This window comes from Paenibacillus alginolyticus DSM 5050 = NBRC 15375 (assembly GCF_000422905.1).
In the GTDB taxonomy this organism is placed as follows: domain Bacteria; phylum Bacillota; class Bacilli; order Paenibacillales; family NBRC-103111; genus Paenibacillus_E; species Paenibacillus_E alginolyticus.
The window spans coordinates 50,960-66,996 of the sequence record NZ_AUGY01000014.1 but is presented as its reverse complement, the minus strand read 5'-3'; the positions used below and the strand labels follow the sequence as shown (position 1 = coordinate 66,996).

The 16,037-nt window shown below is 43.5% G+C and carries 17 protein-coding genes; 13 read left to right on the top strand and 4 right to left on the bottom strand.

The window, feature by feature from the left end:
• Position 1: 1 nt before the first annotated feature.
• Entirely contained in the window at positions 2-331 is a 330-nt protein-coding gene (gene cyoD / locus G519_RS0107880) for a cytochrome o ubiquinol oxidase subunit IV (RefSeq protein WP_029194206.1), read from the top strand.
• A gap of 164 nt (positions 332-495) precedes the next feature.
• Here the strand turns inward: cyoD and G519_RS52935 are convergent, their stop codons facing one another.
• Positions 496-627, bottom strand: a complete 132-nt coding sequence (locus G519_RS52935; protein ID WP_268618802.1) for a hypothetical protein — start codon at positions 625-627, stop codon at positions 496-498.
• Between the two features lie 177 nt (positions 628-804).
• Between G519_RS52935 and G519_RS42215 the strand changes: the two genes are divergently transcribed.
• Positions 805-2,283: a L,D-transpeptidase gene (locus G519_RS42215; protein ID WP_051253240.1), complete on the top strand. Its 1,479-nt coding sequence runs from the start codon at positions 805-807 to the stop codon at positions 2,281-2,283.
• A 105-nt stretch (positions 2,284-2,388) separates the two neighbouring features.
• Here G519_RS42215 and G519_RS0107865 read toward each other — a convergent pair whose 3' ends face one another.
• Positions 2,389-3,504 carry an aminopeptidase gene (locus G519_RS0107865; RefSeq protein ID WP_029194205.1) on the bottom strand — a complete coding sequence of 372 codons (1,116 nt, stop codon included), beginning with the start codon at positions 3,502-3,504 and terminating at the stop codon, positions 2,389-2,391.
• Between the two features lie 161 nt (positions 3,505-3,665).
• Here G519_RS0107865 and G519_RS0107860 point away from each other — a divergent pair, with 161 nt between their 5' ends.
• From G519_RS0107860 to G519_RS50035, 3 genes are all read left to right on the top strand, one after another.
• Positions 3,666-4,208, top strand: a complete 543-nt coding sequence (locus G519_RS0107860; RefSeq protein ID WP_029194204.1) for a hypothetical protein — start codon at positions 3,666-3,668, stop codon at positions 4,206-4,208.
• Positions 4,198-5,364, top strand: a complete 1,167-nt coding sequence (locus G519_RS0107855; protein ID WP_051253247.1) for an MFS transporter — start codon at positions 4,198-4,200, stop codon at positions 5,362-5,364. The genes G519_RS0107860 and G519_RS0107855 overlap by 11 nt, the downstream gene beginning before the upstream one ends.
• Before the next feature lie 340 nt (positions 5,365-5,704).
• Complete coding sequence (locus G519_RS50035; protein ID WP_154669552.1) at positions 5,705-5,845, top strand: hypothetical protein; 141 nt, start codon at positions 5,705-5,707, stop codon at positions 5,843-5,845.
• A 441-nt stretch (positions 5,846-6,286) separates the two neighbouring features.
• Here the strand turns inward: G519_RS50035 and udk are convergent, their stop codons facing one another.
• Positions 6,287-6,922, bottom strand: coding sequence for a uridine kinase (gene udk, locus G519_RS0107845; RefSeq protein WP_029194202.1), 636 nt, complete (start codon positions 6,920-6,922; stop codon positions 6,287-6,289).
• Positions 6,923-7,033: 111 nt separating this feature from the next.
• On the bottom strand, positions 7,034-7,351 hold the full coding sequence (locus tag G519_RS0107840; RefSeq protein WP_029194201.1) for a hypothetical protein: 318 nt from the start codon (positions 7,349-7,351) through the stop codon (positions 7,034-7,036).
• A 310-nt stretch (positions 7,352-7,661) separates the two neighbouring features.
• On the opposite strand from G519_RS0107840, the gene G519_RS0107830 reads away from it, so the two are divergent.
• The 8 genes from G519_RS0107830 to G519_RS0107795 all read left to right on the top strand — a co-directional run bounded on the left by G519_RS0107830 (position 7,662) and on the right by G519_RS0107795 (position 16,026).
• Complete coding sequence (locus G519_RS0107830; protein WP_029194199.1) at positions 7,662-8,042, top strand: hypothetical protein; 381 nt, start codon at positions 7,662-7,664, stop codon at positions 8,040-8,042.
• A 9-nt stretch (positions 8,043-8,051) separates the two neighbouring features.
• Positions 8,052-9,587 (top strand): sensor histidine kinase, encoded by a 1,536-nt coding sequence (locus G519_RS42210; protein ID WP_051253239.1) that lies wholly within the window; start codon positions 8,052-8,054, stop codon positions 9,585-9,587.
• Complete coding sequence (locus G519_RS0107820; protein ID WP_208860882.1) at positions 9,584-11,149, top strand: DUF3369 domain-containing protein; 1,566 nt, start codon at positions 9,584-9,586, stop codon at positions 11,147-11,149. Before G519_RS42210 ends, G519_RS0107820 begins: the two co-directional genes overlap by 4 nt.
• 310 nt (positions 11,150-11,459) lie before the next feature.
• Positions 11,460-12,413, top strand: coding sequence for a metal ABC transporter solute-binding protein, Zn/Mn family (locus G519_RS0107815; RefSeq protein WP_051253238.1), 954 nt, complete (start codon positions 11,460-11,462; stop codon positions 12,411-12,413).
• Positions 12,414-12,446: 33 nt separating this feature from the next.
• Positions 12,447-13,208, top strand: coding sequence for a metal ABC transporter ATP-binding protein (locus tag G519_RS0107810; RefSeq protein ID WP_029194196.1), 762 nt, complete (start codon positions 12,447-12,449; stop codon positions 13,206-13,208).
• 13 nt (positions 13,209-13,221) lie between these two features.
• Positions 13,222-14,169, top strand: a complete 948-nt coding sequence (locus G519_RS0107805) for a metal ABC transporter permease (protein WP_029194195.1) — start codon at positions 13,222-13,224, stop codon at positions 14,167-14,169.
• The gene (locus tag G519_RS0107800) at positions 14,162-15,055 is read left to right on the top strand and encodes a metal ABC transporter permease (protein ID WP_029194194.1); all 894 of its coding nucleotides are present in this window, start codon (positions 14,162-14,164) and stop codon (positions 15,053-15,055) included. The genes G519_RS0107805 and G519_RS0107800 overlap by 8 nt, the downstream gene beginning before the upstream one ends.
• Positions 15,056-15,174: 119 nt before the next feature.
• Positions 15,175-16,026, top strand: coding sequence for a patatin-like phospholipase family protein (locus tag G519_RS0107795; protein WP_029194193.1), 852 nt, complete (start codon positions 15,175-15,177; stop codon positions 16,024-16,026).
• Positions 16,027-16,037: the final 11 nt, after the last annotated feature.

Sequence of the window (16,037 nt, the reverse complement as noted above, 5' to 3'; positions counted from 1 at the left end):
GATGAGTCAACCGCATACAGGTTCACATGAAAACAATGACAATCATGGTTCATTGAAATCTTATATCCTTGGCTTTGCGCTCTCGATCATTCTAACCATCATTCCACTCGTTGCCGTTATGAACCATATGTTGACCAAAACGGGCACAATCGTCTTGATCCTCATCATGGCTGTACTGCAATTCGGTGTTCAATTGTTCTTCTTCATGCATGTGAAAGAGGGCGAGAACGCACGCTGGAACATCATGGCGCTGATCTTTGGCCTTGTTATTCTACTGACGATCGTGGCCGGCTCGATTTGGATTATGACTTACAATCAAGTGGCGCATTAAGATTCGATAAAAGGAAAGACGTATTTACCACGTTTGGCGTGGTGAATACGTCTTTTTTGCGTTTTAATAAGGCTGATGAAGTGCCTCGGATAGGAGGCAGTCTGGGAACTTAGGAGAAGCTAGCTGAGACGATGAAATTCATCGCTAAAGTATTCGATGTCCCTCTAGCATGTCGGCTTGTTACGTTCCTTTGCTTCTCGTTTCTCTTGTTGTACTGCTTTTTCTCCGAATTGATCTAAGCGAGAAGGGCTGCCTGCGGGTCCATTGTTCTTGGGCTTACTATTTCTTCCACTCATGATTTATCACCTCCGTCGATACAGCTTTTGCTAAATGATTATCGTTCATTCAGTAAGATAAAGGTAATAAATAGTTGTTTTTCTAACTTTCGCGTGATACATTATGTATCAGAGTTACTAATTGTATCATTCAACTAGAATGGACAAGCTAATCTATATTGAACGGAGAGGAGCCGAATGATTCGCAGAAGCCAACGATTTCGTAACCATCTCGACGATAATCTGATTCATCTGCATAAGAACTTGTTCATCAGCCCTTCTGATCCACAATATTATGAGAAAGTGATCCGATATATTGACGCTAATTCTCCGGAAGCTCATTATAAGATCGGACAAAAATTCCAATTAAAAGGAAATTTGAAAAGGGCTATTTTTCATTACAAAGAGGTTCTTCGAACGTATCCATCGCCGTTCTATTCGGCTGCTAATCGAGCCATTCATGAATTGGATCAACAACAAGCGGCACATGCAGCTAGTATGCAGAAGGCTTTCCCGGAGGCAGAGAAACGGCTGTTACCGCTATTTATGAAAACAATGCTAATCGTGCTCTTAGTACTTAATTTGATGTTAGTCTTTTTGTTTGTTGGAGATGCCCCCATCTATAAAGCGATTTCGAAAATGAAAGTCTGGGGCGTCGGAAGTGACGTTACCTATGAGACGATGGATGTTCCATTTATTATGTATCTGGATCCTGACACCAAGAACGTAGATATTGAAACAGCTCTTCATAAGCAGGCTTTGGAATTAGCCAAGGAGATGCCTAATTCCAGCATTCTTATTTATGGCATAGTTTCACAAGATAACGTGAACAAAGGGAAAACGATGCTTCTTACGAATGAAGAGCTGACGAAGAGCGCCATTGTTATTGCGCAATATCATCCCGCGACGGATCGTACAGTGAGAATTCGCTTTCTGAATTCGGAATTTGAAAAGCACCAACCGCTTAATGCGATTGGTGCTAATTTAGTTCGTACAGCTTTGGAATCGTACCGCAAAGATTATGGAAAGGCTCCCGATAATTTGAATGCTCTCCTGCAAGATTATCCGAATAACTATTTGAGCTTCATTCCATTAGAAGCGGTTACAAGTTCCAATGAAATTTCCACGGAGTTTAACGGGCTAGGTGGGTGGGTCTACAATTACGGCGCGGCTGATGTCGAGCAAATGTTTTATGCGAACGCAGCTGGCGTAAGTAGAGTTCCCTATGAACCTGTGCACATAGAAATCAATAAAGCTGAACATCAATTGAAATTGGTTAGCGGCAGCTATTTATTATGGGAAAAAGATATTGGTCTTGGCGCCAATGGCAGCACTCCCCAGGGAGATTTTCGGGTAATAGATCGTGTGCTGCAGCCCAAAGGGAAGCATGCACAGGTCTATGGAGTGGCCGGCCTGGGACTTGGTGCGATCGCGCTTCATGGAACTTTCGATGAAACCTCAATCGGCACGGATCAATCATTAGGCTGCATACGATTAACGAATCCGGATGTGCAGCAATTATTTCAGTTTGTTCCTAAGGGCACAGAGGTACAAATAAATCCCGCCAAATGGGCCGCAGTCCATAATGAACAAGTGAAGGACACAATATTGCTCATTCCCAAAAAGCTGCCATCCCTTGATCAATCGCCTGAGCAGGTATTTCATTGGCTAGGTTAAACAGGTTTTGTTAATGGCATTACCTATATTTCTTGCGAACCTTATGAAAAAAGCAGCCTAGCTTACCGAAGATTAGTCGGAAGCAAGAGCTGCTTTTTAAATTAACTACATTAAATTTTCTGGGTTGAGTTTTTCCAATTCAGGGATGACGAAGCGTCCGTCTTTGCGAATGAGTACATCGTCAAAGTAGATTTCGCCGCCACCATATTCGGGACGTTGGATAAGCACCATATCCCAGTGAACGGAGGAACGGTTCGTATTATCCGCTGTCTCATAAGCTTGACCTGGAGTGAAGTGAATGCTGCCATCAATTTTCTCATCGAATAAAATATCTTTCATTGGATGTTGAATGTACGGATTCACACCAATGGCGAATTCGCCGATATATCGAGCGCCATCATCGGTATCCAGGATATCGTTCAATTTCTTGGTGTCATTGCTTGTAGCTTCAATAATTCGGCCGTTTTCGAATCGTAATACGATGTTTTCAAAGGATGTGCCAGAATATATCGTAGGTGTGTTATAGCTGATTACACCATTAACGGAGTCCTTCACAGGTGCTGTGTATACTTCACCATCAGGAATGTTTCTCCGACCAGAGCAAGGGACGGCGCCAATATTTTTGATGGAGAAGCTGACATCGGTCCCTTTGGCAACGAGGCGAACACGGTCTGTACGGTTCATCAGGTCAACAAGCGATTCCATGGCGACAGCCATTTTGCTGTAATCGAGATTACATACATTGAAGTAGAAATCTTCAAAAGCCTCAGTGCTTTTGCCGGCCAATTGAGCCATAGACGGATTCGGATAACGCATAACGCACCATTTCGTATTATTAATGCGTTCATCGAAGAGAGGACGCTGAAAGTATTTCAGATAGAGTCTCATTTGCTCATCGGGTACATCGGAAGTTTCCGTAATATTATCACCACTGCGGACGGCCACATAGGCATCCATCTGCTTCATCCGCGCAAGCTCAAATTCGGACCACTGGGTAAATAGCTCTTGTGTGCCGGACATTTGTAAGCTTCTCATGATTGCTGGATCGCGCATTTCGATGAAAGGTTTACCGCCTACGGCATACACTTCTTCAATGAAGCATTTGGCGAGTTCGGGGTCTTTGACTCCAATCATTTCAAACAGTATGTTCTCACCAGGTTTAAGGCTAACGGAATAACGGATGATATTGCGGGCAAATGTTTGAAGTCTTGGATCTCTCATTCTATAGGTCTCCCTTAATTGAATATAGGTGCTTACAAATTATATCGCAACAGGCGTTCTTAAGCCAATAATAACGATGATTTCGTGGAACTTAGTAGGGTATGCTACAATATATAACAAGGAAAAACAGCCAACTGCAATTACAACTAGAGGAGGACGCAATGGCAAGAGATCAGATTAAAGTACCTTTCGGGTACGAACCACCTGCAGAGACTCATAAAGGAACCGTCTTATTATTTGAAACGTTTGAGGACTGGACGGAGATAGAACTGCACGCATTTACCAGATGGGCGGAGGAAAGAAAGTTCGTTCGAGCTGTCTTTTATCCCCAGCATGAGGAAACGCTTCGGAGAATGGACATACGTAGTCAGCAGCCCTATTATGCCCGTGTGAAGCATTTGGAAAGCCTCCTGGAACAAGTGGATTCCACCCTTCAATTGGATTTGGATAAGTGGGAAGGGAAGCGTAAGAAATACACACCTTTAGATACATCTTTGACATTTTTGACGGATAAAACGCCCGGCCCCCATTTCGTGTGCATGAGTGATCGCTATGCGAATCTATTCGTTACCTATCCTTCCTTCAAGGAATGGATAAAAAAAGTAAGACTCGTCATCATCAACCAATTCTATGTCCCTCTCCATGGTAAGCTGAATGAATACGCGGAGAGATGGGAAGTAGTGGATTTTGGAAATGGCTCTTAAAGAACGGATCTCGAACAACAAATTAATCATATTAATTATGGTCGTTATCGTGGCAGGGATGAGTCAAGGTATGCTCCTGCCGCTGCTAACGATCCTTTTGGATCGTTCTGGCGTCTCAACGGAAGCCAATGGTCTGAATGCTGCAGCCCTTTATATAGGTATTTTCTCCACGATGTTCTTCATAGAAAAGCCCGTACGAAGATACGGATATAAACCAGTCATCAAGGTCGGAATGGGACTGGTCATCCTGGCAACTTGTTTGTTCCCGTTATGGCAGCAGATTGGGTTCTGGTTTGTACTTCGTTTGCTTGTGGGGATAGGGGATAGCGCCCTTCATTATGCAACGCAGTTATGGATCGTTACTTCAAGCCCTAAAGAGCGTAGAGGACGAAATATCTCTTTATACGGCATGGCTTATGGCGTTGGTTTTAGCTTAGGACCTATAGGCATTACCTTACTTAAAGCAGGTAGTTGGGTCCCTTTTTTGACGACCAGCTGTTTCTTCTTAGTCGTTCTGACGCTTGTATTGCAATTGACCAATGAGAAGCCAGAACAATTGGACAAAGTGGAAGCGGTGCACAAGCGGGCTTCAAAAGTATTGGCTATAGCATGGTTTCCTCTCATTACCTCCTTACTCTATGGCTATATGGAAGCTTCGATGAACAGCAACTTTCCGATTTATGGACTGCGTGCAGGTCTCTCGGAATCTAATATTGGTGTTCTACTACCCATCATGGGGGTAGGGAGTCTCATCATGCAGCTGCCGCTAGGGATTTGGAGTGATCGTGTAGGACGGAGAAGTATTCTTATTGTGAGCGGCCTTATTGGCTCCATTGCATTCCTATGTATTCCGTTCGCGGGCTCGAATCTTTGGTTGATTGGACTCTGTTTCGGCGTTGCCGGGGGCATGGTGGGCTCGTTTTTCTCACTTGGTTTGGCCTATGCGGCAGACATACTGCCCAGACATCTAGTGCCTACTGCGAACGTACTTGCATCAATCCAGTATAGCCTAGGTAGTATTGCCGGCCCGTTAATGGGAGGACTAGCCATACGCTATATTAGCACGGCCAGTATTTTTTACTTGATAAGTCTTATCTATGTCTTATTTGCCCTATCTGGGTTTACTTTTCGAAGGCAATCTGAAAAAGGACACTGAACCTTAAACAAGGCTGGTGTCCTTTTTCATTATCCGCAGTGAGAGGTCGAAAATGCACTTTTCAGACGCTTGCGGCCTGAGAAGGCAGAAAAAGGCTGTCTCGGGGGCTCGAATGGAGCTAAAGTGGTGAGAGACGTCTGAAAAGGGCCTTTCAGCTGCTTAGTGAAGGGGGAGTTAGCTCGTTTAGCGGCCTGAGAAGGCAGAAAAGGCTGTCTCGGGGAATCGAATGGAGCTAAAGTGGCACGAGACGTCTGAAAAGGACCTCTCAACTGCAGAGAGAAGGCGAGTTAGCTCGTTTTGCAGCCTGAGAAGGCAGAAAAGGCTGTCTCGGGGGGCTCGAATGGAGCTAAAGTGGCGCGAGACGTCTAAAAGGACCTCACAACTGCTGAGAGAAGGCGAGTTAGCTGGTTTTGCGTCCTTAGAAGGCAGAAAAGGCTGTCTCGGGGGTTCGAATGGAGCTAAAGTTGCGCGAGACGTCTGAAAAGGACCTCTCAACTGCTGAGAGAAGGCGAGTTAGCTCGTTTTGCAGCCTGAGAAGGCAGAAAAGGCAGTCTCGGGGGCTCGCATGGAGCTAAAGTGGCGCGAGACGTCTGAAAAGGACCTCACAACTGCTGAGAGAAGGCGAGTTAGCTGGTATTGCGTCCTTAGAAGGCAGAAAAGGCTGTCTCGGGGGTTCGAATGGAGCTAAAGTTGCGCGAGACGTCTGAAAAGGACCTCTCAACTGCTGTTTTGCTTATATGATACTGCATCATTATTGATAAAAGAGAAGTATGAAGAATTTTCCCCTAGCCCAGCGCAGAAAATAATATGCAAAAAACCTCCTCATGCTTGAGGAGGTTTTCGTTCGGGTTCGATAGTTAAATATTCTTTGAATATTAAGGAGGCTTGGCAAAGTGCCACACCCTTTACATTTATCCCTCATTTAGCCTATTTCATAGCTTGCAGCTTGATCCAACATATACCGTTCTGTCAAAATAGTGAGCATAGAAATTCCGATTTGATTTTCTCCGCCCTCAGGAATAATAATGTCAGCATATTTCTTAGATGGCTCAATGAATGCGTCATGCATTGGCTTAACGGTCGTCAAATACTGATCAAAGACAGATTGCAGCGTGCGTCCCCGTTCATTAATATCTCGGGACAGCCTGCGTAGAATGCGGACGTCAGGGTCTGTATCAACGAACACCTTGATGTTCAAAGCGCCGCGCAGCTCTTCATCTGTTAAGACATGAATGCCTTCAAGCAGCACAATCGGCTTTACCTCGATACGGATCGTCTCTTCTGAGCGAGCGTGCTGTGAGAAATCATAGACCGGAATGTTCACGGCATTGCCGCTTTTCAATTCATTTAAATGCTTGAGAAGCAAGGCGTTCTCGAAGGCGCGGGGATGATCATAATTAATACGTTCCCGTTCTTCTAAAGTAAGACCACTATGATGAAGATAATAATTATCTTGTGAAATTAATGTCACGTTCGTGGATCCTAGCTTGGTGATGATGGATCGAGCTACTGTAGTTTTTCCTGAACCGGTACCACCGGCAATCCCAATAACAAGCATGAAATGTAGTGCCTCCCCAAATAACTTGAAAACCTTCCTTCGTAGTTTAACATAATGTTCGTATAAAAAGAAAAAGCGATCGAATTTCGATCACCTTTTGCCTAGATAGCCTTATCGAATTTGCTTAGGGGTATGGAACTTCTCTTGATTGGCCTCGAGATCCTGTGAAGCTTGCGTCAATTGTTCCATGGTTTGCTGGATCTGCTGCCCATACTCATCATTATTAAAAGCTCGAAGCTGCTCATGTGCTTCGTATACTTGCTGCTTAGCCTCTGTAAGAGCTGCATTTGCAGATTGTATAGAGCGAGGGTTGGCTTGTGAAATGGCTACTTGCAGTTGATGCTCAGCGTCTTGAGCTTGGAGTATCGCATGATCTGCTACGTCAATGGCGTGCTGAAGCGGCTGTTGATGCTGATGAGTTTCGGTCATAGGGAAGTGCCTCCTAAGGATAATGGTTGTTGGTTACAGAAGAACAGCGACTTTACTACATTGCTCCAAAGCTGGGGAAATCATTCTTCGATTGGGAAATGAAATTATTTCCTGGGGAAGCGCAAAATGTGAGCGTACTTATGATAATTCGACACAAAAAGTCAGAAAATTTCGAATACAAAATCAATTGGTTAAAAAGGCGATTGTTTCCAAAATAAAAGTGGACAAACCGCTTGAATATTCATAAGCTAGAGAAGATAGCTTTTTTTGACATGATTAGACAATTAGGGTCTAAATAGGGGATGAAACGATGAGGAAATGGAAAGGTTTTTGCATAATTGCAGCTGTTACACTAAGTATTTCCGGGTGTGGATCATCCAAAACCAATACAACACCAGCAAATTCGTTCACGCCTACCTTAGAGGCAAGTACCACTGTTAATGGAGATTCAGCAACCCTTCGAATTACAACGGACCTTAAGCTTTCCAAAGAGCATTATGACCAACAGCGCAAGCAAGGGGAAGGGCACGTGCATGTTTCCTTGGATAAAGCAGAAAAAGAAATCATGACGACCACTGAAAAAAATTATGAGCATTTAAGCAAAGGTCCTCATGAATTAAAAGTTTCCTTACATAATAACGATCACACGCCTTACGATGTAAGCAAGACGATCACGTTTGAAGTGAAGTAGGAGCATCCCATGCCTTTTCTTAAAAAGAGATTGAGCTTACAGAAAAGAATTGTTTTCGTCGTAACTGCTGTTACGGTCAGTATGCTCTCAACCATGTTGATCTTCGATACGATAAGTTTAAATCAATCCATTCGAGAAGCCTATGTGAGTCAAATAAGCGGCATGACAATTGCCATCAATGGACGCTATGAAGAATCTCGTTCCGTTACCGATGTGCAGCAAATATTTGATTATATTCAATACAAAAATACGCGTGTTCTCGAAATGAAGTTATACGATAAACAAGGCCTTGTTCTCGCGGCTTCCAAACGTTCTGAAGTTGGTAATCATATGCCTCTTTCTAGGGTAGTCGTTCCTAAGCAGGATCAAACCATTGTTGACCGTGTGCCTATGGCGGAAACGGATAAACCGGTTGTCCGTCTAACGGCACCTCTTCAGGAGGATGGCCTTGTTGTAGGTGCGGTAGAAGTTATTTTTGATTCCTCAGAGGAAGCCGCGCTGCTGACAAAGCGAACGAAACTTATTCTGATTGTGGGCTTAATTGTTGCTATTGTTATGTCAACATTGCTATGGCTTATTTTGCGAAGAATTGTGATTCGTCCGTTAAGTCGGCTTCGTGAAGCCGCGCTTATTGTGAAGCAAGGAGGCGACCTTCCTAAGCTGCAGTTCAAAGCTTCTCCTGAAATCGCTGAGGTGTCTGAAGCTTTTAATGACATGGTCAAAAATTTGGATGAGCGCTACCATGAGCTTCAACAGGTGCTAAATACGCTGCAGGTGACACAGGACCACCTTGTCCAATCGGAAAAAATGGGGGCTTTGGGTAATCTGGTTGCCGGGGTTTCACACGAAATCAATACGCCAATCGGGATCGGTGTAACCGCAGTTAGTTATTTGGATCAAAAGACGAAGGAATTTAAGAGCCTGTATGAGACAGGGAAAATGAAAAAGTCTGACCTTGAACAGTTCTTATCCATTACCCAGGAGACGAATGCCATGGTGCAGTCCAATTTGGAACGTGCTTCTTCCTTGGTGCGCAGTTTTAAACAAATTTCTGTTGATCAAAGTGTTGAAGTCAAGCGCACCTTTCATTTGAAGGAGTATTTAGAGGGCATCATCTCCAGCTTGAAGCCTACCCTTAAGAAAACAAGACTCCGAGTAGATGTATATTGCGATAACGAGCTGACGCTTTACACTTATCCAGGTGCTTTGTCTCAAATCATTACGAATTTAGTTATGAACTCTTTGAACCATGCTTATACGATAGAGGAAGAAGGCAGTTTAACTATACGCGTTGAAGATCACCAAGACTATATTATCCTTGCCTATACGGATGACGGTAAAGGTATGACGCAAGAAGTTCTTGATCAAATTTTTGATCCTTTCTTTACGACGAGCCGCGGCAAAGGCGGAACGGGTTTAGGGATGAATATTGTCTATAATCTCGTCACGCAATCGCTGAATGGAACCATCGATGGTTCTAGTACGTTAGGACAAGGAAGTTTATTTACGATTACGATTCCGAAAGAGGAGGAAGCCGTACAATGACAGGACAAGATGGGTTAATGGACCAGGATGAGCTTCTTTTTGCTGAGGAAGAAGAGACTGATTCAGCCAAGGAACCTACGAACGAACAAGACCCTTGGGTCGTACTCATTGTTGATGATGAGAAACAAATTCATCAAGTGACGAAAATGGTTCTACAAGATTTCGAATTTGATGGAAGGAAGCTGGAATTCCATAGTGCTTATTCGGCTTTAGAAGCCAAACAGCTGTTGAAACAACAACCGAATGCCTCGTTAGTACTTTTAGATGTTGTCATGGAGCAAGATGATGCGGGGCTGCAAATTGTTAAGCACATACGCGAAGAATTGAATAATCAGGCGATACGTATTATTTTGCGTACAGGCCAGCCAGGTCAAGCACCTGAACGTACGGTCATTATGGATTACGACATAAATGATTATAAAGAAAAGACAGAGCTCACAACGCAGAAGCTGTTCACTACTGTAGTTACGGCACTGCGTTCCTATAGGGATATTAAAACCATTGAGAAAAGCAGATCTGGCTTGGAGGAGATTATTAAGTCCTCTGCTTCGCTGTTCGAGCTGCAATCTATGAAGAAATTTGCTTCCGGCGTTTTAACACAAATGACGTCCATCGTTAATTTACATAAAAATGCGCTTCATTGCAGCTTTGCTGTGACCAAAGGTGTTGAAGATATTTATATCCTAGCAGCGAGCGGGGATTATGCATCCAATCAAGATGAACGAGCACGGGATGTTGTTCCTGCGGATGTTCTCGAAGAGATTGAACATGCCTTTCATTCCAAAAAAAGCAGCTTCGCTTCTGATCGCTTTGTGATTTATTTTCAAAGTAAGATGGGGATGGAAAATGTTATCTATATGAATGGATTCAAAGCACTCAGCGAATGGGAGCATTATTTAGTTGATATTTATTGTGCGAATGTTTCTGTGGCTTTCGAAAATATTTATTTAAATGAAGAGCTGGAAAGCACACAGCAAGAAATTATTTATACGATGGGCGAAATCACGGAAACGAGATCCAAGGAAACGGGACATCATGTGAAAAGAGTTGCCGAATATTCCCGTTTACTGGCCATTAAATATGGATTATCCGAGCAGGAAGCCGAAGTTATTCGCTTGGCATCGCCAATGCATGATGTTGGTAAAGTTGGCATACCGGATGCGATTCTAAATAAGCCTGGATCGCTCACAAGTGAAGAATTTGACATTATGAAAACTCATTCGAATCTTGGTTATGAAATGCTTAAGCATTCGAACAAGCAAGTCTTAAATGCCGCAGCTATCATCGCACAGCAGCATCATGAGCGTTATGACGGTACAGGATATCCGCAAGGACTTCGCGGCGATGAAATACATCTCTATGGCCGTATAACCGCATTAGCTGATGTCTTTGATGCTCTGTGCAGCGATCGTGTCTATAAGAAAGCATGGGAACTTGATCGCGTAATGGATTTACTTAAAACGGAACGAGGACGTCATTTCGATCCTGTGATCGTAGATCTCTTTATTCAGCATTTGGATGAGTTCCTGGTCATCAAAGAGTTTTACAAGGAGCAGCGTTAACGGCATTAATTATCAATAAAGCATAATATGTGAATAGCCTTCTCAGCAAAACCAGATCTTAAATGAACGCGGAGCCCTTGTCCTTGGACAGGGCTTTTTGGTTTGCCAATAAAGATTGATAAATGACAGCTAGCGAAAAGGTGGATGCGTATAAAAGAAATGTATCAAGGAAAATATGTTTCCCTATTGCAACATTTATGGATATGGGTAATAATGTACTGAGAGTTGCCTTTGCTAAACAATTATGCGCTTGTACAAATTAAGAGGCAAGAATTAGAAAAGATAATCCAATCGGGGAGGGCATATCAAAATGAATATGACAAATGTAAGTGGGTTTTGGAAAATGAGCGCTGCTGTTGCGTTATTAGGTATCATGTTGACCGTGTCAGCGTGTGCGAATACTGAAAAAACATCAACATCGACGGAGAAGGAAATTAAAGTCACTACAACAGTAGGTATGATTACAGATATTGTTGAAAATGTAGGTTCTACTCATGTGAAAGTAACGGGGCTTATGAATGCCGGGGTGGATCCGCATTTATATAAAGCCTCGCAAGGCGATATTAAAAAGTTGGATATTGCGCAAATCATTTTCTATAATGGACTTCACTTAGAGGGCAAAATGGTTGAGATTTTGGAAAAGATGGGTAAGCAAAAACCTACCGTAGCTGTGTCGGATAAAATCGATCGCAAAGTATTGCGCTCCGGAGCTGAAATGGAAACGGAATACGATCCGCACATTTGGTTTAATGTGAAGCATTGGATGAAAGCTACTGAGCAGGTGAGAGATTCACTTAGTGAGTTAGATCCAACACATAAAGAAGATTACAAGAACAATGCAGCAGCGTACCTCGTAAAACTTCAAGAATTAGACCGCTACGCGACGGAACAAATCACTTTAATTCCAGAGACATCCCGAGTTCTAGTAACTGCGCATGATGCTTTCGGCTACTTCGGAGATGCGTATCACATTCAAGTCAAGGGACTTCAAGGGATTAGTACAGCTTCGGAGTATGGTTCCAAGGATGTCAGTCAGCTCAGAGATTTCTTGGTCGAGAAAAAGGTGAAAGCGGTATTCGTCGAATCCAGTGTTCCCAAAAAATCGATTGAAGCGGTCATTCAAGGAGCGAAGGAAAAGGGTCACCAAATTCAGATTGGCGGGGAGTTGTTCTCTGACGCCATGGGTAAAGCAGGCACGCCAGAAGGCACTTATGTGGGCATGGTTCGTCACAATGTAGATACCATCGTAAACGCATTGAAATAGCAGTCGCTATAGAATGGCTTGGGAGGATTGAATATGAAACAAACACACGCGCCGCTATCGATACAAAATATGACCGTAGCTTATCATAAGAAACCTGTATTGGAGCAAGTATCATTCACCGTTCCGGAAGGTAAATTGATTGGAATTGTCGGTCCCAATGGAGCAGGGAAGTCCACATTAATTAAAGCGGCTCTCGGCTTAATTCCAAGTCTATCCGGCGAAGTGAAGATATATGGAAAGCCTTATAAAGAGCAGCGCCATCTTGTCGGTTATGTGCCTCAGCGTGAATCGGTGGATTGGGATTTCCCTACCAATGCTCTAGATGTTGTAACGATGGGAAGGTATAGTCATTTGGGTTGGTTCCGCAGACCGGGAAATAAAGAAAAGCAAATGGCAATGTCTTGTTTAGAAAAAGTAGGGATGGCTGACTTCGCAGATAGACAAATTAGTCAACTTTCTGGTGGTCAGCAGCAGCGTATTTTCTTAGCGAGAGCACTCGCACAAGATGCAAGCTTATATTTTATGGATGAACCTTTCGTTGGTGTTGATGCCGCTACGGAAAAAGCGATTATTACGCTGCTCGGAGAGCTCAAGAAACAAGGGAAAACGGTGTTTGTGGTCCACCATGATTTATCTACCGTGAAAGAGTACTTCGATTGGGTTATCTTGTTGAATGTTGGAATTGTGGATATTGGACCGACGAATGAAGTGTTTACGAAGGAGAAATTACAGCAAACATATGGCGGTAAATTAGCGATCTGGGATCGGGAAGACGCCGGGATGCAAATAGGATAGCGAGGTGATCAACATGTTGGAGTCATTATTTCACTTATGGTTAGATCCGAATGCGCGATGGATATTACTTGGATGCTCATTATTAGGACTAAGCAGCGGTGTGTTAGGAAGCTTTGCTTATTTACGCAAACAGTCGTTGATGGGAGACGCGTTGTCCCATGCAGCCCTTCCGGGTGTCTGTGTCGCATTCATGATATCGGGCTCCAAATCGATCCTATTCTTCTTAATAGGCGCAGCTGTGGCAGGCTTACTTGCCACTCTAAGTATCGGATGGATCACACGCTATTCCAAAATCAAGCAGGATTCAGCTTTAGGTATTGTATTATCCGTGTTTTTTGGGGTAGGTATTGTATTGCTGACACAAATTCAGCATAGTTCAAGCGGCAATCAAAGTGGATTAGATAAGTTTCTATTCGGTCAAGCGGCATCTATGGTTAACTCCGATGTCATTACAATGGCTATCATATCATTCCTATTAGTTGGTATTTGTACGTTGTTTTTTAAAGAATTTAAATTATTAAGTTTTGATCCAGGCTATGCGCGAGGTTTAGGTTTTCCAGTAGCGATTCTAGATCACTTCATGATGTTTCTTATTGTTGTTGCTGTTGTTGTGGGGATTCAAGCGGTTGGCGTCGTTCTAATGGCCGCATTGTTGATTACACCTGCTGTTGCGGCTAGATATTGGACGGAGAGGTTGGGTCTAATGGTCATCTATTCTGGACTGTTTGGGGCTTTCAGCGGATTCGTAGGGACATATCTGAGTACGATGGGCAGTAATTTGCCAACAGGTCCACTTAGTGTGCTAGCGGCGACAATCTTATTCGTCTTTTCCCTCTTATTCGCTCCAAAACGGGGACTGATCATGAAGCTTATCAGGCAGTCCTCCATGAAACAAAAGATTCAAAAAGATTCAGAATCCGAGCATTACGTTAAGGCGAAAGGGGTGAGCCAAGTTGAATGATCTGTGGATTATTTTAACGGCTGCTCTTGTCGCGGCTGCTTGCTCCTTGGTGGGCTGCTTCCTCGTATTGCGTAAAATGGCTATGATCGGCGATGCCATCAGTCATTCGGTGCTTCCGGGAATCGTGATTGCTTTCCTGATAAGCGGCTCAAGAGGTTCTATTTTTATGCTTATCGGTGCCGCGGTTATCGGTCTCATCACTGTATTTTTAATTCAGCTTTTTCAACAGAGCGGTGTACAGTCAGATGCTTCAATTGGCGTCGTATTTACGGCCATGTTCTCCATAGGCGTTGTACTTGTCAGTTTGTATACAAGACAAATCGATCTGGATTTGGATTGTGTCCTTTATGGAGAAATCGCCTATGTGCCATGGAATATCATTGAAGTCGGCGGTGTGAGTATCGGACCTAAAGCTATATGGGCGGTAGGGTTTGCTCTTCTTCTCAGCAGTGTTGTGATTGGACTCTTTTATAAACAGTTTAAACTCTGCTCGTTCGATCCGGCACTTGCGGCTGCCGTGGGAATTCCAGTTTTGTTATTCCATTATCTATTGATGGGTTTGGTGTCGATCACGACAGTGGCTTCATTCGAAAGTGTGGGTGCGATTCTCGTCGTCGGCATGCTGATAGTGCCTGCGGCTACAGCTTATCTTTTAACTGAGAAACTAAGTGTTATGCTCGTTTTGAGTGTGGCCGTTGGGGTAGTCAGTTCAATAGCTGGATATTTCGTAGCTTACTTACTTGATGCGTCTATTGCGGGCTGTATGATTAGTGTAGCAGGGGTAATGTTCGTTTTTGCTTTCCTAATGTCGCCAACCAATGGACTGATCATCCGTAAAATTCGCCAAAAACGCGGATTATCTGGGGTAATTCCTGAATCCGTCTAATAAAATGGTATGAAATCTGCTTCTTTGTCTCTTTTACGGAGATGGAGGAGCATTTCTTTTAATTTACATTTCCTGTATGCTAGAAAGGGGTTAGAGATAGAGAGAAAGAAGGTGTAACCATGGAAGGAATTGGACTCGTACTGGAAGGCGGAGGTATGCGTGGCGTATACACCGCTGGAGTCTTGGAATACTTTATGGAACAGGATTTATATTTTCCATATGTCGTTGGTGTATCCGCAGGTGCATGCAACGCTGTTTCATATATTTCCAAACAACCCGGGCGTAATAAAAAAGTAACGATTGGTTATATTAGGGATCACCGATATTTAAGCTATCGCAATTTATTCCGTCACAAAAGCATATTTGGGATGGATTTCATATTCAATGAGTTGCCCAATAAGTTGGTACCGTTTGATTACGATGCCTTCTACAACTCGCCGCAGCAGTTTGCTATCGGTACTACCGATGCGCATACAGGCGAACCTATTTATTACACGAAGCATCAGCTCATGCAGCAAACCATGCCGATTGTTCAAGCTTCAAGCTCATTGCCTTTTGTAGCGACACCCATTCATTATGAAGGTCGGACCTTATTTGACGGTGGCTTAGTGGAACCGATTCCTGTGAAGAAGTCTCTTGCTGACGGGAATAAAAAGCATATTATCGTGCTAACCAAAGAAAAAGGTTATCGCAAGACTCCATTTAAACAGCGATGGTTAGCTAAAAGCTTTTATCCGGCTTATAACGGCCTAGTAAATGTACTTGTCAATCGAAGCGAAATCTATAATGGAACCTTAGAAACCATTGAAAGAATGGAAGCGGATGGAAGTGCGATCGTTATACGGCCTTCGTCCAAAGTAGTAGTAGGCCGCATGGAAAAGGATCCTTTGAAATTAGAAGCGCTGCACGAGCTCGGGTATCAGGATGCGAAGCGAATGGGCTTGCAGTTGAAAGAATGGCTGCTTAATTGATTGGAAGGAGT